Genomic DNA, 16,474 nt, shown 5'->3' on the forward strand with positions numbered 1-16,474 from the left:
ATCGATGTCCACAGTGGAAGCGCAGATGCCCGGGGTGTTCTACCGGCGCCCATCACCCGAAGCGGACCCGTACATCGAACCGGGGAGCGTGGTGCGACCCGGTCAGACCATCGGGCTCATCGAGGTGATGAAGACCTTCAACGAGATCAAGGCCGAGCGAGACTGCCGTGTCAGCAAGATCCTTCTCGACGACGGCGACGAGGTGGACATCGGCCAGACGATGTTCGAGGTCGATGACGTATGAGCGGCCTGCGGCGAGTCATGGTGGCCAACCGGGGTGAGATCGCGGTCCGGATCATCCGGGCGTGCCACGTGGCGGGTGTCGAAGCGGTGGCGGTGTACTCCGACGCCGACGAGCACTCGAAGTGGGTCCGGATGGCTGATGAGGCGGTGCACATCGGCCGCTCCGCAGCCCAGAAGTCGTACCTGGACCCGGACGCGCTGCTGAAGGCGGCGCGAGCCACCGAGGTGGACGCCGTGCACCCGGGCTACGGCTTCCTGGCCGAGAGCGGGGCGTTCGCCAAGGCGATCGAGGAGGCGGGTCTGGTGTTCATCGGCCCGCGCCCCTCGGTCCTGGAGCAGATGGGCGACAAGGCGGCCGCGCGCAGCGCCGCTGCCTCCGCCGGCGTGCCGGTGGTCCCCGGAACCGATCCGATCGCCGATCCCGAGGACGTGGGCAAGATGGCCGCGGAAATCGGATTCCCGTTGCTGCTCAAGGCGGCCGCGGGCGGCGGAGGCCGCGGGATCCGGCCGGTCCACGACCTCGACGAGCTGCTGGACGCGCTCCCCGCCGCGCAGGCGGAGGCGCGCTCGGCGTTCGGCGACCCGTCGATCTACCTGGAGCGGGCGGTCGCCCACGCCAGGCACGTGGAGGTGCAGGTCCTCGCCGACGACCACGGCAACGTGGTGCACCTCTTCGAGCGGGACTGCTCCGTGCAGCGGCGCAGGCAGAAGCTCATCGAGGAGGCGCCGGCACCGGACCTGCAGGACTCGACCAGGCAGGCCATCACGTCGGCGGCGGTGCGGCTGGCCGAGCACGTCGGCTACCGGGGTGCGGGCACGGTCGAATTCCTCGTCGACGGGGACGGCAACTTCTACTTCATCGAGATGAACGCCCGGGTTCAGGTCGAGCACCCGATCACCGAGGCGATCACCGGCGTCGACGTCGTCGCGGAGCAGCTGCGCATCGCCGGCGGCGCCGAGCTCTCGATGAGCCAGGACTCGATCGAGCTGAAGGGCGCGGCGGTCGAGCTGCGCATCAACGCGGAGGACCCGGAGCGCGGTTTCGCTCCGACTCCCGGCGAGATCACCGAGCTGCGCCTGCCCGGCGGACCGGGCATCCGCGTGGATACCGGGATCTCGCAGGGTGACCGGATCAGCCCCTTCTACGACTCGCTCATCGCGAAGCTCATCTGCTGGGGCGCGGATCGCGAGGAGGCGTACGCGAGGGCCCGCCAGGCACTCGCGGAGTTCCACGTCGAGGGCGTGTCCAGCACGGCAGGGCTGCACCGGGAGCTCACCAGCGCCGAGGACCTCATGGCGGGCCCGGTGCACACCATGTGGCTGGAGCAGCACCTCGGCGGGCGCTGAACCACTTCCGGCGAAGACCGCGGTTCTCGTGCGCAACGAGAGCCGCGGTCTTCGCGTTCCGCCGAGCCCGGTCCGGTCTAGCGGCCGAAGAACTCCAGTGCCGCGGTCTTGAAGGCGCGGCTGGAGACCGCGTTGAAGTGGTGGCGACGGCCCAGGGAGACGTGCGGAACGCCGAGGGAGCCAGCGAAAGCCGCTGCTTCCGAGGCGATCTCGTCGTAGTCGCCGGAGGCCAGCAGGACTGGCGCGGGCGGTTCACCGGAGAGCCGTTGGCCCGCCATGCCGGCGATGCACGGGGTGAGGTCCTCGCCGCCGAGGGATTCCTGGACGCGCAGCATGGACTCGCGCTCGACCGGGCCGCCGCCGATGCCGCCGAGAGCGAGCGCCCGGACCCGGTCGGGTGCCAACCGCGCCAGCGCCCAGCCGACGACACCGCCCATCGAGTAGGTCACGACGTCAACGGCGGGCACCTCCGCCTCGTCGAGGACGGCGAGGACGTCGTGCGCGAGGGCGTCGGGGGAGTAGCCGGTGGCCGCGCGTTCGCTGCGGCCGTGCCCTCGCAGGTCGGTGACCACGTGGCCGCGCTCGGCCACCGCGCGCAGCCAGCCCGTGCGCTCCCAGGTCTGCTCGGAGTCGGAGGCGAATCCGTGCAGGAACAGCACCGGCCGGGGGCCAGGGGAGTGGTCGTACCAGAGCTTCGCCCCGGCGTGCTCGATCGCAGGCATCTGCTCAGTCCTCAGGTGGGGTCAGCCGGACGCGGCGCTGCGGCGTGCGCTCCTCGGGAACGGTGCCGACGATGCCGGCGTGGTCCTCGACGGTGAACGTCACGAGCGGTGCGCCGACCGCGAGTTCCTCGGCCTCGCCGACGTGCAGGCGCGAGATCCGCCCGGTCTGCGGCGAGGGGATCTCCACCGCGGACTTGGTCGTCTCCAGCTCCACCAGCGGTGCGTTGCGCTCGACCCAGTCGCCCTCGGCGACGAGCCATTCCAGGATCGTGGCGCTGATCAAGCCCTCGCCGAGGTCCGGTAGCGGGAAGGTCACGTCAGCCACGGCGGTACTCCAAAGCGGTCTGCACTGCGGTCAGGATCCGGTCAGCGGTGGGGAGGTACTCGTCCTCCAGCGAACCGGACGGGTAGGGCACGTCGAAACCGGCGACCCGCTGCACCGGTGCGCGCAGGTCGCCGAAGCAGCCTTCGGTGATCAGCGCCGACACCTCGCCGCCCAGGCCCGCGCTCAGCGGGGCCTCGTGCACGACGACCGCGCGGCGGGTGCGCGAGACGGATTCGCGGAGGCCGTCGACGTCGATCGGCTTGAGCCACCGCAGGTCCAGCACCTCCAGCTCCACACCGTCCTCCGCCGCGAGTTCCGCGACCTGCTCGCACCGCGAGACCATGGCTCCCCAGGCGACCAGCGTGGCGTGGCGGCCCTGGCGGACGACTCGGCTGCGGCCGACCGGGAGCGGCTCGACCGGCTCGGCCGGGTCGAAGTCCTCCCGCTGCCAGTAGCGGGACTTCGGCTCCATGAAGATCACCGGGTCGGGGTCCGAAATCGCTTGGCGCAGCAGGTGATACCCCTCGGCCGGGCCTGAGGGCGAGACCACCTTGAGTCCGGGGACGTGCGCGAACAGCGATTCCAGGCTCTCGCCGTGGTGCTCCGGCGCCCGGATGCCGCCGAAGCTGGGCAGCCGCAACGTGATCGGCATTCCCAGCGCGCCCCGGCTGCGGTAGTGCATCCGGGCGACCTGGTTGACGATCTGGTCGATCGCCGGGTAGCTGAAGCCGTCGAACTGGATCTCCGGCACCGGGCGCCAGCCGGACATCGCCAGGCCCACGGACATGCCCATGATCGCGGATTCGGCCAGCGGGGTGTCGAAGACGCGGTGCTCGCCGAACTTGTCCTGCAACCCGTCGGTCACGCGGAACACGCCGCCGAGCTTGCCGACGTCCTCGCCGAAGATCAGCACCCGGTCGTCGTCCTCGCAGGCGTGGCGCAGCGCGGTGTTGAGCGCTTGTTGCAGTGACAGCTCAGGCATCCTGCGACTCCTTCCAGGCGCGGTGCTGGTCGAGCAGGGCTGCGGTCGGTTCCCGGTAGACGAAGCTGAACAGCTCGTCGGACGGCGGGCGCTGCATGGCCAGCAGGCCCTCGGTGGTCCTGCGCACGACCGCCGCCGCGTGCTCCTCGGCGTCGCTGATCTCCTGCGCGGACAGCGATGTCGCGGCCACGTCGATCGGATCGCGTTCGGCGCGAAGACTTTCCTCCTCGGGGCTGCGGTAGCGGCTCGGATCGTCCGATGTGGAGTGCGGGCCGAGCCGGTAGGTCATCGCTTCGATCACGGTGGGGCCGTCGCCCGCGCGGCCGCGTTCGAGCGCCGCGCGGGTCGCCTCGAACACCGCGGTGACGTCGTTGCCGTCGACCTGATGCCCCTCGATGCCGTACCCCGCGGCGCGGGCGGCCACCGACCCGCCCGCGACCTGGTCGGCGGTGGGCAGCGAGATCGCCCAGCCGTTGTTCTGGCAGAAGAACACGACCGGCAGGCGGTAGACGGCGGCGAAGTTCATGGCTTCGTGCACGTCGCCCTGCGAGCTGGCGCCGTCGCCGAAGTAGGTCAGCGCCGCGCCCCCGGTGCCGTCCAGCTTGGCGCCCATCGCCCAGCCCACGGCGTGCAGCACCGGCCCGCCGACGACGGCGTTCGGCGGGGCGAGGCGGGCGACGTTCGGGTCGTAGAGGCCGCCGTGCCAGATGTTGAGGTGCATGGCCATGTAGGCGACGGGATCGACCCCCAGGCCGATCGCGGCGCCCAGCTCGCGGTAGGTGGGGAAGGCGAAGTCGCGGGACTTCTCCAGCGCAGCCGCGCTGCCCACCTGCGCGGCTTCCTGGCCCCTGGCCGGGGCGTAGGCGGGCAGCACGCCCTGCCGCTGGAGCGCGATCGCCTCCTCGTCGAGGCGGCGCGTCACCAGCATCAGCCGGAAGAGCTCGCGGAGATCTGCGTCGTCCATGAACGAAAGGGTGCGCAGCGGGTGCCCGGCCGTGCAACAGTGCCCATTCGGACTGCTCAGGTTGTCCGCCCTGCCGGTGCCAGCCGGTGGTTAGCTGTACAACTTGTACACCGGCCCGGGGCGCGTACTCCGAACGTGAGTATCGCCGGGACGGCGCTCCGCGGGTGCTGAACGGGGTCACCGCGAGGCGGGGGTCTCCCGGTTGGCGCGGTCTTCGAAGATGAGCCAGGTGCGGGACGACAGGACGCCGGGGATCTCCTGCAGGCGTTCGAGGACGAGGGCGCGCAGCGCGTCGTTGTCGGCCGCGCGCACGAGCAGCAGGACGTCGAAGTCCGCCGCCACCAGTGCCATGTGCCAGACCTCGGGGATCCGGCGGAGGTGCGCGCGGATGTCGCGCCAGGTGTTCTGCCGGATCGACAGCGCCACGTAGGCCGACGTGCCCATCCCGATCCGCAGCGGGTCGACGGTGACGGTGAACCCGGTGATCGTCTCGGACTCGGTGAGCCGCTGCACCCGCTTGTAGGCGTTCGCCCGGGAGATGTTTACCTTCTCGGCCAGGGCGCGGACCGACAGCCGGCTGTCGTGCTCCAGGGCCGCCACGATGCGGCGGTCCACGTCGTCGAAGGTTGCCAAACGTCTCCTCCTCGCGCCGAGCCTCCGGATCCGGCGAGCCACCTGTCCGCCCGCAGGCGCGAGAACGGCCAGATGTCTTCGATCTCGGCCGAAAACTACCCGACCATTCGGTCGGTTGGAAGACTGCGTGCCATGTCGTCCATCGCTGATGCCGACCCGCGCGGTCCGCAGCACGACGTCCTCCGGATCCTCGACGAAGGCGGCCACCACGTCGGGTCGCACGTGATGCCGCCGGTCGGTGAACTCCTCGCCGGCTACCGCGCTCTGGTGCTGGCCCGGCGGCTCAACGAGCAGACCAGCGCTCTCGTCCGGCAGGGGCGGCTGGCGGTGTACCCGTCCTCGCGCGGGCAGGAAGCGGCGCAGGTCGCCTGCTCCTCGGTGCTCTCCGAGCGGGACTGGCTGTTCCCCACCTACCGCGACACCGCCGCCATCGCCGCGCGCGGGGTGGACCCCGTCGAGGTGCTGACGATGCTCCGCGGTGACTGGCACTGCGGCTACGACCCCGTCGCGCACCGGGTCGCTCCGCAGGCCACCCCGCTGGCGACCCAGCTGCTGCACGCGGTGGGGGTCGCGCACGCCGCGCGCCTCAAGGGCGAGGACGGCGTGGTGATGGCGCTCTGCGGCGACGGTGCGACCAGCGAGGGCGACTTCCACGAGGCGTGCAACTTCGCCGCCGTGTTCGGCGCCCCGGTCGTGTTCCTCGTGCAGAACAACAAGTACGCGATCTCGGTTCCGCTGGCCAAGCAGTCGGCGGCGCCGTCGTTGGCGGCCAAGGCCGTCGGGTACGGGATGCCGGGCGTGCTGGTCGACGGCAACGACTACGCCGCGCTCACCACGGTGCTCGGCGACGCGGTGAGCCGGGCGCGCGCCGGAGGAGGTCCGGTGCTGGTCGAGGCCGACACCTATCGGATGGACCCGCACACCAACGCCGACGACCCGACCCGCTACCGCAGCGAGGACGAGGTGGCGGAGTGGGAACGCCGCGATCCGCTGGTCCGGCTGCGCGCCCACCTGATCCGTGCCGGAGCGCTCGGCGAACAGCAGGAATCCGAGTTCGCCGCGGCGGCCGAGACGATGGCCGAGCACGTGCGAGATGGCGTCTCGCAGGAGTCCGAAGTGGACCCGGAGGAGCTCTTCGCCCACGTGTACGCGACGCCGACTCCGCAGCTGCGGGAGCAGCGCGCGTTGCTGCGCGCCGAGCTCGACGGACTGGAGGCGTGATGGCCGACAAGATCACGATGGCGGGCGCGATCAACACCGCGCTGCGCGACGCGATGACCGCCGACGAGTCGGTGGTGGTCTTCGGTGAGGACGTCGGCCCGCTCGGCGGGGTGTTCCGCGTGACCGATGGGCTCACCCGGGATTTCGGCGAGAACCGCTGCTTCGACACGCCGCTGGCCGAGTCCGGGATCGTCGGCATGGCGGTCGGGATGGCGATGAACGGGATGCGGCCGGTGGTGGAGATGCAGTTCGACGCCTTCGCCTACCCGGCTTTCGAGCAGATCACCAGCCACGTCGCCAAGCTCGGCAACCGGACCCGGGGACGGCTGCGACTCCCGATGGTCATCCGCGTGCCCTACGCCGGCGGTGTCGGCGGGGTCGAGCACCACTGCGACTCCTCGGAGGCCTACTACGCCCACACCGCAGGCCTGACCGTCCTCACCCCGGCGACCAACGCCGACGCCTACGGGCTGCTGCGCGCGGCCATCGCGAGTCCCGACCCGGTGGTGTTCCTGGAGCCCAAGAAGCACTACTTCAGCAAGGAGGAGGCGGATCTCGGCATCCCGGTCGAGCCGATCGGCCGCGCCGTCGTGCGCCGTGCCGGCAGGGACGCCACGTTGATCGCCTACGGCCCGTCGGTGCCGGTCGCGCTGGCCGCCGCGGAGCAGGCGACCGCGGACGGCTTCGACCTGGGAGTCGTGGATCTCCGGTCGATCGTGCCCTTCGACGACGAGACGGTGTGCGCGGAGGTGCGTCGCACCGGGCGCGCGGTGGTCATCGCCGAGGCCCCGGGTTTCGCCTCGGTCGCCTCGGAGATCGCCGCTCGCGTCGGTGAGCGCTGCTTCCACCACCTCCAGGCCCCGGTCCGGCGGGTGACCGGGTTCGACATCCCGTACCCGGCTCCCAAGCTGGAGCACCACCACCTGCCCGGAGTGGACCGGATCATCGACGCGGTCGAGGACCTGCAGTGGGAGGGGATCGCGTGAGCGAGAACGTCTTCACCCTGCCCGATCTCGGCGAGGGGCTGACCGAGGCCACGCTGCTGCGCTGGCTGGTGAAGGTCGGCGACGTGGTGTCGGTCGACGCACCGGTCGCCGAGGTCGAGACGGCCAAGGCGGCGGTGGAGGTTCCCTCACCGCACCCGGGTGTCGTCGCGCGGCTGCACGGCGAGGAGGGCGAGGTGCTCACCGTCGGCGCGCCGCTGATCACGGTCGAATCCGGTGGCGCCGGCGAGGTGCACGTCGAGGAGGAGCGTGCGGGTTCGGGCAACGTGCTCATCGGCTACGGCACCACCGGAGACCGGCCGGGCGGGCGGCGTCGCCGGCGGCGGCGCGCACCCGAGCCGGTCTCGCGACCGGGTGACAGCCCGGCGGTGCAGTCGCCGATCGTCCGGCAGCTGGCCCGCAAGCGAGGTCTCGACCTGCGCGAACTGGCCGGGACCGGTCCGAACGGGCTCATCACGCGCCAGGACGTCGAGTCGGCTCGGCACGCAGCGGAGGAACCTGCGGACACCGACCGGAGAACCGGACTGGGAATCGGCGAACGGGTGCCGCTGACGGGTCTGCGCAAGTCGGTCGCCGATGCGCTCACCCGCAGCCGCGCCGAGATCCCCGAAGCCACGACCTGGGTGGACGTCGATGCCACCGCACTGCTGGAGCTTCGCGCCTCGTTGGGCGAGAAGGGCAGCGCACCAGGGGTTCTCGCGATGGTCGCGCGCTACGTCGTGGCGGGGCTCGTGCGCTTCCCCGAGCTCAACTCGCGGGTGGACACCGAACGCGGCGAGATCGTGCACCTCGATGGCGTGAACCTCGGCATCGCGGCGCAGACCGAGCGGGGGCTGGTCGTGCCCGCCGTGCGCGGCGCTCACCGGCTCGGCATGCGCGGTCTCGACGCGGAGATCGGCAGGCTCACCGCCGCTGCCCGGGACGGTTCGGCCTCGCCCGCCGACCTCAGCTGCGGATCGTTCACCCTGAACAACTACGGGGTCCTCGGCGTGGACGGGAGCGCGGCGATCATCAACCACCCGGAGGTCGCGATCCTCGGGATGGGCCGCATCCTGCCGAGGCCGTGGGTGGTGGACGGCGAGCTCGTCGCCCGGCGCGTCGTGCAGCTGTCGCTGGCGTTCGACCACCGGGTCTGCGACGGCGGCACGGCGGGCGGGTTCCTGCGCTTCGTGGCCGACGCGATCGAGGACCCGACCTCGGCGATGACCGATCTCTGAGCGGGGCGAACCGCCCACCCCGGACGTGCGCTCGGGACGAGAAGCCCGATCATGGGTGCATGGTCAAGCTGGACCGACTGATCAACGTCCTCGGCGGGTACGGGGCGAGGCTCGTGTGCGCGCCGCGCAGCCGGGCGACCGAGCTGCGGGCGGTGGCGCTGCACGACCCGGCGGAGCAGGTGCCGGGCGGTGACGAAGTGCTGCTCGCGGTCGGGGTGGACGGTCCGCGTGCCGCCGAGGTGCTGGCGGAGACCAGCGCCGTGGTCGCGGTGTTCCGGCTCGACGAGATCGGTGAGGAAGCGCTCTCCGTGGCGCGGGAGCGGCAGGTCGCGGTGCTGCTGGTCGACCCCGCCGTGTCGTGGGGGCAGCTGGCGGGCGTGGTCTACGGCCTGGTGCTGGAGGGGCGCGAGACCGAGGCCGGACGCGGTCCGACGGACCTGTTCGCGCTGGCCGACGCCCTCGCGGAGTCCGTCGGCGGGCCGGTGACGATCGAGGATCACCGATCCGGGGTCCTCGCCTACTCGCAGCGCCAGGAGTCCGCCGATCAGGCGCGGCTCGAGACGATCCTGGGCAGGCGGGTGCCGGAGGAGGTCCGGCGCGAGCTCGGCGAGCGAGGCGTGTTCCGGCACCTGGCCGCCTCCGACGAGCCGCTGTTCGTCGAGCCCTCCGGCGCGCGGCGGGGACGCGCGGTGGTCGCCGTGCGCGCGGGCAAGGCGCTGCTCGGCTCGATCTGGGTGGGCACACCGTCCCCGCTGGACGGCGAGCGGCAGGCGGCCCTCGTGCAGGCGTCCCGGACCGCCGCGGCGCACCTGCTGCGCACGCGGGCGAGCGCGGACCTGGAGCGGCAGGTCGAGTCGGACCTGGTGATCGGCCTCGTGGAGGGGCAGTCCGACGTGGCCACGGTGCTGAGCCGGCTCGGCTTCCGCGGCGACACCTTCCGCGTGGTCGCCGTCCAAGCCCACAACCAGGGCGAGCACGACTCCGCGGCGCTGCTGGTCTTCGAACTGGCGACGGTCGGTTTCGGCTGGTCCCGTCCGGGGCGCAGCGCCCTGTTCGCCAACACGGTCTACACGGTCTTGCCGCACGAGGACGGGGAGTCCGCGCGCGAGTGGGTGCGGGCGCTGGAGCGGGAGATGCCCGAGGGGGTGCGGGTGTTCGCCGGGATCGGCGGCCCCGCCGGGCACGACGAGCTCGTCGACAGCAGGCGGGAGGCGGACGAGAGCCTGGCCGTCCACGGGGCGAAACCGGCGGGATCACCGGTCGTGGTCTACGACGACTCCTGGCACGAGATCCTGCTGCGCCGCTTGATCCACGTCGCCGCGGGCGGCCGGACGCCCGAGCGCGGTCCGGTGGCGGCGCTGCGGCGGTACGACCGGGAGCAGGGCACCAGGCTGATCGAGACGTTGCGGACCTGGTTGGAGGTGCAGGGCGATCTCGGTGCCGCGTCCGCCCGCCTGGAGATCCACCCGAACACCGTCCGCAACCGGATGCGCAAGGTGACCCAGGTGGCGTCGCTGGATCTGGAGGACCCGGACACGAGGCTCGCGCTGGTCATCGCCCTCGCCGCTCAGCAGCAGTAGGCCGTGCACAACCGGTGACCGGATGGTTGTGCGAAATCCACAACGCACTCCTGGTTCTCGTCGCGCATGCTCTTGGCGACGAGGAGGAGCGTGGTCATGGGTGCTGCAACGGGCGGCCGACCGGAATCGGTCGTCGTCGTGGGTGCCGGCGTGGTCGGTCTGTCGACCGCGTGGTTCTTGCAGGAGCACGGCGTCGAGGTGACGGTCGTGGACCGGCGAGGTGTCGCTGCGGGAGCGTCCTGGGGCAACGCGGGCTACGTCGCCCCGGCCTTCAGCGTGCCGCTCGCCGAGCCGGAGGTGCTGCGCTACGGCCTGCGCTCGCTCTTCGACCGGGACGCTCCGCTGTACGTGCCCCGGACCGTGGACCCCGGTCTGTGGGCCTTCCTCCTTCGCTTCGCAGGCAACTGCCGGCGCAGCACCTGGCAGAAGTCCATGCGCGCCCTGGTCGGGCTCAACGACGATTGCCTCGACGCCTTCGACGAGCTGGCCAAGGGCGGGGTGACCGCCCCGACCCCGACGGCACCGGTGGTCGCCGCGTTCGAGAAGCGCGAGCAGGCCGTGGAACTCCGGAACGAGTTCGAGCGGACCCGCCGCAGCGGCCAGGACACGGTGTTCACGGAAGCGGCCGGTCTCGACGTCCCGCAACTGTCCTCGCGGGTCGGCACGGTCCTGCAGATCGAGGGCCAGCGCCACGTCGACCCGGGCGAGTTCACCAGGTCCCTGGCGGAGGCCGTCGAGAGCCGAGGCGGCCGGATCCACTCCGGGTTCGACGTCCGCGGCGTGGTGCGCGACGGCCGCAGGCTGATCGTGAAGTCCGCGCAGCACGAGTACGTCCAGGCGGATTCGGTCGTGCTGGCCTCGGGCGCCTGGCTGCCGGAACTCGCGGCCGGTGCCGGGGTCAAGCGGTCCGTGCGGGCGGGGCGCGGGTACTCGTTCACCGTTCCCACCCAGCAGCCCGTTCCCTGCCCGATCTACCTGCCCGCGGTCCGGGTCGCCTGCACTCCCTACCAGGGGGCGCTGCGCGTGGCGGGCACGATGGAGTTCCGCGGACCTGACGCGGATCTCGACCGGCAGCGCATCGAGGCGATCGTGCAGTCCGCACGCCCGTTCCTGCGGGGCGTCGACTGGGACGCCCGGCACGACGAGTGGGTCGGCCCGAGGCCGGTCACCACCGACGGCCTCCCGCTGATCGGACCGACCAAGCTGCCCGGCGTCCACGTCGCAGGCGGGCACGGCATGTGGGGCCTGACGCTCGGGCCGATCACCGGGAGCCTGCTGGCCGAGCAGATCGTCACCGGCGAACGCCCCGCCGCCCTCCGCCCGTTCGACCCGCTGCGATGACGACGGGCGAACTCTCCACGACCGAACGCCGCGAGCTCGAGTGGCTGCGCACGGAGAACAAGCTCCTGCGCACGGAGAAGGAGATGCTGCTCCGGATCGCCACCGAGTACGCGCTGGAACACCGCACACCCGGTCTGCCGATCGATGCCGACGGCTGACCGGACATCCATGGAGGTCATGTTGCCGGAGTGGACCTACCTCGGCCTCGCCGTGCTCGCGTTCGTGCTTCTGGCGGTGAACCACTGGTTGACCCGACGCGCCCACGGTCTGCGCGAGCGCCGGCCCGAAGCTGATGCGGCGGCGCAGTGGAAAGGATCGCGAGTCGGATAACGACGACTGAGAAGCACTCCCCGGGAGTGCGTCTCGAGTTGCGCTGAAGCCCGGCTCCTCCGCCGTCGGATGGCCTGCGACTGCTCAGAACTGTTGCGGGCCGGACCGTGGTTGATGTTGTTCGAACGCGGTCCGGAGCACGTTCGAGTCGCCGCGGAACTCGCCCGCGGCGACGGCCTGCTCGATGCTGATCGCTCCAGCGGCCAGCGCGACGACCACATCGGGAGCGGCGGTGAACACCGAGGTGGGAACCTGTTCGGGCACGAATGCGCTCGGGCCGTCCTCGTCGACTCTCAGGGCCATGAGGAAGCCGTCCGTCTCGATGCCGAGTTCGACGGGAAGCGAGGCGCTCGCCCCTCGGAGCAGGGCAGGCAGTGCGAGGGTCAGCCAGCGCGGCTGGAACGCATCGTCGCCGCGCCCGGTCGCGAGCAGTGGCGCTCCCCAACGGCCTAGCGCTTCCATCGGCGCCCGCAGTTCTGCTCCCCGGCGCGTGAGGGCGTAGGCCACGCCGGAACCTTCCAGACGGCGCTCGACGATCCCGTTCGTCTCCATGGTCCGCAGCCGTTCGGCCAGGAGGTTCGTCGCGATGCCGTTGAGCGAGGTCTTCAGCTCGGTGTACCGCATCGGGCCGGGGAGGAGCTCTCGCACGATGAGGAGGGTCCAGCGCTCACCGACGACGTCCAACGAACGCGCTAGGGCGCAGAACTGCCCGTAGCTGCGGGACGCCTTCGATTGCTGGTTGACTTCGTCCATCATGGTTGATTTTATCAACTGGAGAGTGGGGCGTCGAGACTGGGGGACTTCCGTGGAGCTGAGCATCAGTTGGTCGGCCGTGGTGGTCGCGATCGTGGTCGGGATGGCGATCGCATGGGTCTGGTACAGCGATTGGGGTCTGGTCGGCGGCATCTGGCGGCAGCTGACCGGGGTGACCGAGGAAGATTCTGCGAGAGCGGGCAAGGTCCCGTTCGTAGTTCTGGTCGTGTCGATCGTCGTCACCGCGCTGGTTCTCGCAGTCGCCAGCTCCATCGCGTCCGGCTTCTTCGGCTCCGATTCCTCCTGGGTGGCCCTGGCGGTGGGGCTTTTCGCGTGGCTCGGCTTCTCGCTGTCGACCCTCGCGCAGCACAACGGCTTCGAGCAGAAGCCCGGCCGGCTCACTGTGATCAACGGCGTTTACCAGCTGGTGCTGTTCCTGGGCATGGCGGTGCCGATCGGGTTGCTGCAGTAGTGACGCGCGCAGAACGTGGGGGCATGGCGATGCTCCCTTGAGGCCCGAGTGCCATCAGCGTGGTGACCTCATGCGGCGTGTGTTCCTGCGCTGGGCGGCGTGCTAACTTGGAAATAAGTCACCTGATTTAAAACCAAGGCCGCCCGCTCCCGCGGAGGCAGGCGCGCAGCGAGAAAGGCCGCGATGTCGACGCATCCTCCCTCGATCCCCGAGTTCTCCGACACCGAGGTCGCGGCGCTGCGCGAGCGCTACAGCGCCGAGCGCGAGCGCCGGGTCCGGCCGGACGGCAGCGCGCAGTACCGGCGCGCGGAGGGAGAGTTCGGCTACTACGCCCAGGATCCGTACGCCGACGGGCTCACCAGGGAGCCGCTGCACGACCACGTCGACGCGATCGTGCTCGGCGGGGGTTTCGGCGGCCTGTGCGCCGGCGCGCGGCTGCGCCAAGCGGGTCTGGAGCGCATCCGGATCATCGAGAAGGGCGGCGACTTCGGCGGTACCTGGTACTGGAACCGCTACCCGGGCATCCACTGCGACATCGAGTCCTACGTCTACCTCCCGCTGCTGGAGGAGGTGGGGTACGTGCCGGAGTGGAAGTACTCGCCGGGCGAGGAGATCCGCCGGCACGCGATGGCGATCGGCCGCACCTTCGACCTCTACCGCGACGCCTGCTTCCAGACCGGGATCACCGAGCTGCGCTGGGACGACGGCGAGTGGATCGTGCTCACCGACCGCGGCGACGAGATGCGCGCCACCTACGTCGTGGTCTCCAACGGCACGCTCGACCACCCGAAGCTGCCGGGCATCCCGGGGATCGAGTCCTTCCGCGGCCACACCTTCCACACGAGCCGGTGGGACTACGACTACACCGGGGGAGGGCCGGACGGCGGGCTGACTGGTCTGGCCGGCAAGCGCGTCGCGATCATCGGGACCGGCGCGACGGCGATCCAGGTCGTTCCGCACGTCGCGCGCGACGCGGAGCACTTGCACGTCTTCCAGCGGACGCCGTCGTCGGTCGACGTGCGCGACAACCGCCCGACCGACCCGCGGTGGGCGGCCTCGCTGCAGCCCGGCTGGCACGCGGTGCGGCGGGAGAACTTCCAGGCCGTGGTGACCGGTCTGCAGGCGGACGAGGACCTGGTGGACGACGCCTGGACGGCCAGCGCGCACGTCCTCGGCAAGATCATCGCCACCGACGCCCGCGCGCACTGGGACCACGCGGAGTGGGAGCGGGCCGAGGAGCTGCTCGATTTCGAGAAGATGAACCAGCTGCGGGCGCGGGTCGCGGAGGTCGTCGAGGACCCGGCAACGGCCGAGCTGCTCAAGCCCTGGTACCGCTACGGCTGCAAGCGGCCCACCTTCAGCGATGAGTACCTGGGAGCGTTCAACCGGTCCAACGTGACGTTGGTCGACACCGCGGATCACGGTGGCGTGGAACGGTTCACGGAGAGCTCGGTGGTCGTCGGAGGCCGGGAGTACGAAGTGGACTGCGTGATCTTCGCGACCGGCTTCGAGGTCGGCAAGTCCGACGTCATGACCGGCAGGCTGCCGGTGCGCGGCAGGGAGGGAGTGCGGTTGTTCGACTCCTGGCGCGACACCGGTGTCCGGACGCTGCACGGCTTCTGCAGCAACGGCTTTCCGAACCTCTTCCACCTGGGGCCGTTGCAGAACGCCCCCTCGGTGAACTACGTGCACGTGCTCGACGAGCAGGCCGCCCACGTCGCAGCGGTCATCGCCGAGGCCCGCCGCCGAGGCACGAAGCGGGTCGAGCCCTCGGTGGAAGCCGAAACCGATTGGGTCGCCACGATCGAGGCCGGCTCGCCGGAGCGCGCGTGGTTCGACGCCGAGTGCACCCCGGGCTACTACAACAACGAGGGCTCGGCCCGCCCCCGCCGCACCTTCGGCCCGGGTCCCGCCGCCTTCCAGCGCCTGCTGCGCGAGTGGCGCACCGGCGACGGCATCGACGAAGCCCTGGGCGACGCGAGCTGATCCGCGAGCGGCCGCCACCCCGGAACGAGAACCGGGGTGGCGTCGCGACGAGGTGCTAGCAATTGGGCTCTGGCGGCTTGCCTTCGAACCGGTCGGCCAGGAACTGACCGGCGTCGGCGTTGCCCGCGAAGATCCCCGAGAGGTGGTCCGAGGCGTAGGTCTTCCACGTCACCGGTACCGCCAGCTCGCAGTACCGGCGGTGCAGCGCGTCGGCTTGCGGGGTGTTGACGATCTCGTCCGCGCTGGCGTGGTACTGGAAGACCGGAACCTGAATCGCGGTGGCTCCCAGCCGGTTCTCCTCGATGCGCGCCTGCCACTGCGGGGTGGGCAGCGGGTCGTGGGTGGTGTAGTCGCTGATCTTCTTGCCCGGGTACTTCGCGAGCAGCTCGACCACGCAGTCCTGCTGCTTGGCCTCGGTGATGGCCTTCTCGCCGGTCTCGTTGAGGTAGGAGTCCAGGTCCAGCTCCGGGTAGGCCGCGTCCAGCCCGACGGCGGCGAAGGCCAGGAAGCCGAATCCGACGTAGCCGTCGAGCCCCTCGGCGACCTCGTTGAGGTCGGCCGGAACACCGCCGCCCGCAACGCCGACCAGGTTGAGCTCGGGGGCGTAGGTCGGCTGCTGCTGGCCCGCCCACATCACCGCTCCGCCACCCTGGGAGTAGCCCTGGAAGGCGACCTTCGCGTCCGGTTCCAGGTCGGCCTGCGGGAAGCGTTGCGCCGCGCGGACCGCGTCGATGACGGCAGGTCCTTCGGACCGGCCGGTGATGTAGGTCGGCGTCGTCTCCGGGGAGTAGCCCTCGTAGTCGGTGACCGCGACCGCGTACCCGCGGCTGAGCAGGTCGTTGACGGCCGGCTGGTCGTAGAGCGTTCCGCGTTCGATGGCCTGGGACGCGGTGCACTTGAACGCCGGGCCCTGCGTGCCGGGGGCGTACCCGACGATGGGTGTCGTGGCGGGATCGGCGTTCTTCGGGACGAGGACCGTCGCGGTGACGGCATCGCGCTCGCCGAGCGCGTTGGTCGACAGGTACATGACCTGCCAGCCGTCGGCGTTGGCCGAGTTCAGCGCCGGTAACGCGGGACGCCAGCGGATCACGTCACCCGGTTGGCCCGCTGGCAGGGCTTTCGGTGGCACGTAGAAGGTGTCGTCGAACGGTCCTGGCTGCTGGGCGGCCTCGGCGACCTCGGCGGGGCGGTCGCCGCCGGCCGCGGGTGCGACCGCGGCGGTTCCGCACGCGACGCCCAGCGCGGTCACCACCAAGGCGACCGCTCGCGTGCGATGCGTGAATTCGGGCACTGCGAACCTCCGATTGTTCCGCTGGTTTCGACGGGCGGAGATTAGCGGAGCTGAACGCGTTGT

The 16,474-nt window shown here is 71.1% G+C and carries 17 protein-coding genes; 10 read left to right on the plus strand and 7 right to left on the minus strand.

Features of this window, described 5'->3' with window-relative positions; translation table 11 throughout:
- The first annotated feature begins 4 nt into the window (after positions 1 to 4).
- Together FHU35_RS10660 and FHU35_RS10665 are read left to right on the plus strand one after the other, a co-directional pair.
- Positions 5 to 244 (plus strand): acetyl-CoA carboxylase, encoded by a 240-nt coding sequence (locus FHU35_RS10660; protein WP_186459367.1) that lies wholly within the window; start codon positions 5 to 7, stop codon positions 242 to 244.
- Positions 241 to 1,590, plus strand: a complete 1,350-nt coding sequence (locus FHU35_RS10665; protein ID WP_145738344.1) for an acetyl-CoA carboxylase biotin carboxylase subunit — start codon at positions 241 to 243, stop codon at positions 1,588 to 1,590. Before FHU35_RS10660 ends, FHU35_RS10665 begins: the two co-directional genes overlap by 4 nt.
- 77 nt (positions 1,591 to 1,667) lie before the next feature.
- Here FHU35_RS10665 and FHU35_RS10670 read toward each other — a convergent pair whose 3' ends face one another.
- The 5 genes from FHU35_RS10670 to FHU35_RS10690 form a co-directional block, all read right to left on the minus strand.
- Positions 1,668 to 2,312: an alpha/beta fold hydrolase gene (locus FHU35_RS10670; RefSeq protein ID WP_145738345.1), complete on the minus strand. Its 645-nt coding sequence runs from the start codon at positions 2,310 to 2,312 to the stop codon at positions 1,668 to 1,670.
- Positions 2,313 to 2,316: 4 nt separating this feature from the next.
- On the minus strand, positions 2,317 to 2,637 hold the full coding sequence (locus FHU35_RS10675; protein WP_145738346.1) for a biotin/lipoyl-containing protein: 321 nt from the start codon (positions 2,635 to 2,637) through the stop codon (positions 2,317 to 2,319).
- On the minus strand, positions 2,630 to 3,619 hold the full coding sequence (locus FHU35_RS10680) for an alpha-ketoacid dehydrogenase subunit beta (protein ID WP_145738347.1): 990 nt from the start codon (positions 3,617 to 3,619) through the stop codon (positions 2,630 to 2,632). Before FHU35_RS10680 ends, FHU35_RS10675 begins: the two co-directional genes overlap by 8 nt.
- Positions 3,612 to 4,583, minus strand: a complete 972-nt coding sequence (locus FHU35_RS10685; RefSeq protein WP_246110225.1) for a thiamine pyrophosphate-dependent dehydrogenase E1 component subunit alpha — start codon at positions 4,581 to 4,583, stop codon at positions 3,612 to 3,614. Before FHU35_RS10685 ends, FHU35_RS10680 begins: the two co-directional genes overlap by 8 nt.
- A 177-nt stretch (positions 4,584 to 4,760) precedes the next feature.
- Positions 4,761 to 5,216 (minus strand): Lrp/AsnC family transcriptional regulator, encoded by a 456-nt coding sequence (locus FHU35_RS10690; protein ID WP_145738348.1) that lies wholly within the window; start codon positions 5,214 to 5,216, stop codon positions 4,761 to 4,763.
- A 132-nt stretch (positions 5,217 to 5,348) separates the two neighbouring features.
- Here FHU35_RS10690 and pdhA point away from each other — a divergent pair, with 132 nt between their 5' ends.
- The 6 genes from pdhA to FHU35_RS29220 all read left to right on the plus strand — a co-directional run bounded on the left by pdhA (position 5,349) and on the right by FHU35_RS29220 (position 11,737).
- Positions 5,349 to 6,437, plus strand: a complete 1,089-nt coding sequence (gene pdhA / locus FHU35_RS10695; protein WP_145738349.1) for a pyruvate dehydrogenase (acetyl-transferring) E1 component subunit alpha — start codon at positions 5,349 to 5,351, stop codon at positions 6,435 to 6,437.
- Positions 6,437 to 7,423, plus strand: a complete 987-nt coding sequence (locus tag FHU35_RS10700; RefSeq protein WP_145738350.1) for an alpha-ketoacid dehydrogenase subunit beta — start codon at positions 6,437 to 6,439, stop codon at positions 7,421 to 7,423. Before pdhA ends, FHU35_RS10700 begins: the two co-directional genes overlap by 1 nt.
- Complete coding sequence (locus FHU35_RS10705) at positions 7,420 to 8,658, plus strand: dihydrolipoamide acetyltransferase family protein (protein WP_145738351.1); 1,239 nt, start codon at positions 7,420 to 7,422, stop codon at positions 8,656 to 8,658. The genes FHU35_RS10700 and FHU35_RS10705 overlap by 4 nt, the downstream gene beginning before the upstream one ends.
- 59 nt (positions 8,659 to 8,717) lie before the next feature.
- The gene (locus FHU35_RS10710) at positions 8,718 to 10,238 is read left to right on the plus strand and encodes a PucR family transcriptional regulator (protein WP_145738352.1); all 1,521 of its coding nucleotides are present in this window, start codon (positions 8,718 to 8,720) and stop codon (positions 10,236 to 10,238) included.
- Between the two features lie 96 nt (positions 10,239 to 10,334).
- Positions 10,335 to 11,579 carry an NAD(P)/FAD-dependent oxidoreductase gene (locus FHU35_RS10715; RefSeq protein ID WP_145738353.1) on the plus strand — a complete coding sequence of 415 codons (1,245 nt, stop codon included), beginning with the start codon at positions 10,335 to 10,337 and terminating at the stop codon, positions 11,577 to 11,579.
- Positions 11,576 to 11,737 carry a hypothetical protein gene (locus FHU35_RS29220; RefSeq protein ID WP_186459368.1) on the plus strand — a complete coding sequence of 54 codons (162 nt, stop codon included), beginning with the start codon at positions 11,576 to 11,578 and terminating at the stop codon, positions 11,735 to 11,737. The genes FHU35_RS10715 and FHU35_RS29220 overlap by 4 nt, the downstream gene beginning before the upstream one ends.
- A 256-nt stretch (positions 11,738 to 11,993) precedes the next feature.
- Here FHU35_RS29220 and FHU35_RS10720 read toward each other — a convergent pair whose 3' ends face one another.
- Positions 11,994 to 12,662, minus strand: a complete 669-nt coding sequence (locus tag FHU35_RS10720) for a winged helix-turn-helix transcriptional regulator (protein WP_145738354.1) — start codon at positions 12,660 to 12,662, stop codon at positions 11,994 to 11,996.
- Positions 12,663 to 12,687: 25 nt separating this feature from the next.
- Between FHU35_RS10720 and FHU35_RS10725 the strand changes: the two genes are divergently transcribed.
- Positions 12,688 to 13,134 carry a DUF1761 domain-containing protein gene (locus FHU35_RS10725; protein WP_222429340.1) on the plus strand — a complete coding sequence of 149 codons (447 nt, stop codon included), beginning with the start codon at positions 12,688 to 12,690 and terminating at the stop codon, positions 13,132 to 13,134.
- A gap of 183 nt (positions 13,135 to 13,317) precedes the next feature.
- Positions 13,318 to 15,120, plus strand: a complete 1,803-nt coding sequence (locus tag FHU35_RS10730) for a flavin-containing monooxygenase (RefSeq protein WP_145738355.1) — start codon at positions 13,318 to 13,320, stop codon at positions 15,118 to 15,120.
- Positions 15,121 to 15,175: 55 nt separating this feature from the next.
- Here the strand turns inward: FHU35_RS10730 and FHU35_RS10735 are convergent, their stop codons facing one another.
- Positions 15,176 to 16,411 carry a lipase family protein gene (locus FHU35_RS10735; RefSeq protein WP_145738356.1) on the minus strand — a complete coding sequence of 412 codons (1,236 nt, stop codon included), beginning with the start codon at positions 16,409 to 16,411 and terminating at the stop codon, positions 15,176 to 15,178.
- Positions 16,412 to 16,474 lie beyond the last annotated feature (63 nt).

Source organism: Saccharopolyspora dendranthemae, assembly GCF_007829955.1.
GTDB lineage: Bacteria > Actinomycetota > Actinomycetes > Mycobacteriales > Pseudonocardiaceae > Saccharopolyspora > Saccharopolyspora dendranthemae.

Bases quoted from the DNA above. Each gene is read 5' to 3' on its own strand.
- FHU35_RS10710 (WP_145738352.1), top strand. From the start codon at position 8,718: ATGGTCAAGCTGGACCGACTGATCAACGTCCTCGGCGGGTACGGGGCG.
- FHU35_RS10730 (WP_145738355.1), top strand. From the start codon at position 13,318: ATGTCGACGCATCCTCCCTCGATCCCCGAGTTCTCCGACACCGAGGTC.
- FHU35_RS10670 (WP_145738345.1), bottom strand. From the start codon at position 2,312: ATGCCTGCGATCGAGCACGCCGGGGCGAAGCTCTGGTACGACCACTCC.
- FHU35_RS10660 (WP_186459367.1), top strand. From the start codon at position 5: ATGTCCACAGTGGAAGCGCAGATGCCCGGGGTGTTCTACCGGCGCCCA.
- FHU35_RS10680 (WP_145738347.1), bottom strand. From the start codon at position 3,619: ATGCCTGAGCTGTCACTGCAACAAGCGCTCAACACCGCGCTGCGCCAC.
- FHU35_RS10715 (WP_145738353.1), top strand. From the start codon at position 10,335: ATGGGTGCTGCAACGGGCGGCCGACCGGAATCGGTCGTCGTCGTGGGT.
- FHU35_RS10665 (WP_145738344.1), top strand. From the start codon at position 241: ATGAGCGGCCTGCGGCGAGTCATGGTGGCCAACCGGGGTGAGATCGCG.
- FHU35_RS10720 (WP_145738354.1), bottom strand. From the start codon at position 12,662: ATGGACGAAGTCAACCAGCAATCGAAGGCGTCCCGCAGCTACGGGCAG.
- FHU35_RS29220 (WP_186459368.1), top strand. From the start codon at position 11,576: ATGACGACGGGCGAACTCTCCACGACCGAACGCCGCGAGCTCGAGTGG.
- FHU35_RS10700 (WP_145738350.1), top strand. From the start codon at position 6,437: ATGGCCGACAAGATCACGATGGCGGGCGCGATCAACACCGCGCTGCGC.
- FHU35_RS10685 (WP_246110225.1), bottom strand. From the start codon at position 4,583: ATGGACGACGCAGATCTCCGCGAGCTCTTCCGGCTGATGCTGGTGACG.
- pdhA (WP_145738349.1), top strand. From the start codon at position 5,349: ATGTCGTCCATCGCTGATGCCGACCCGCGCGGTCCGCAGCACGACGTC.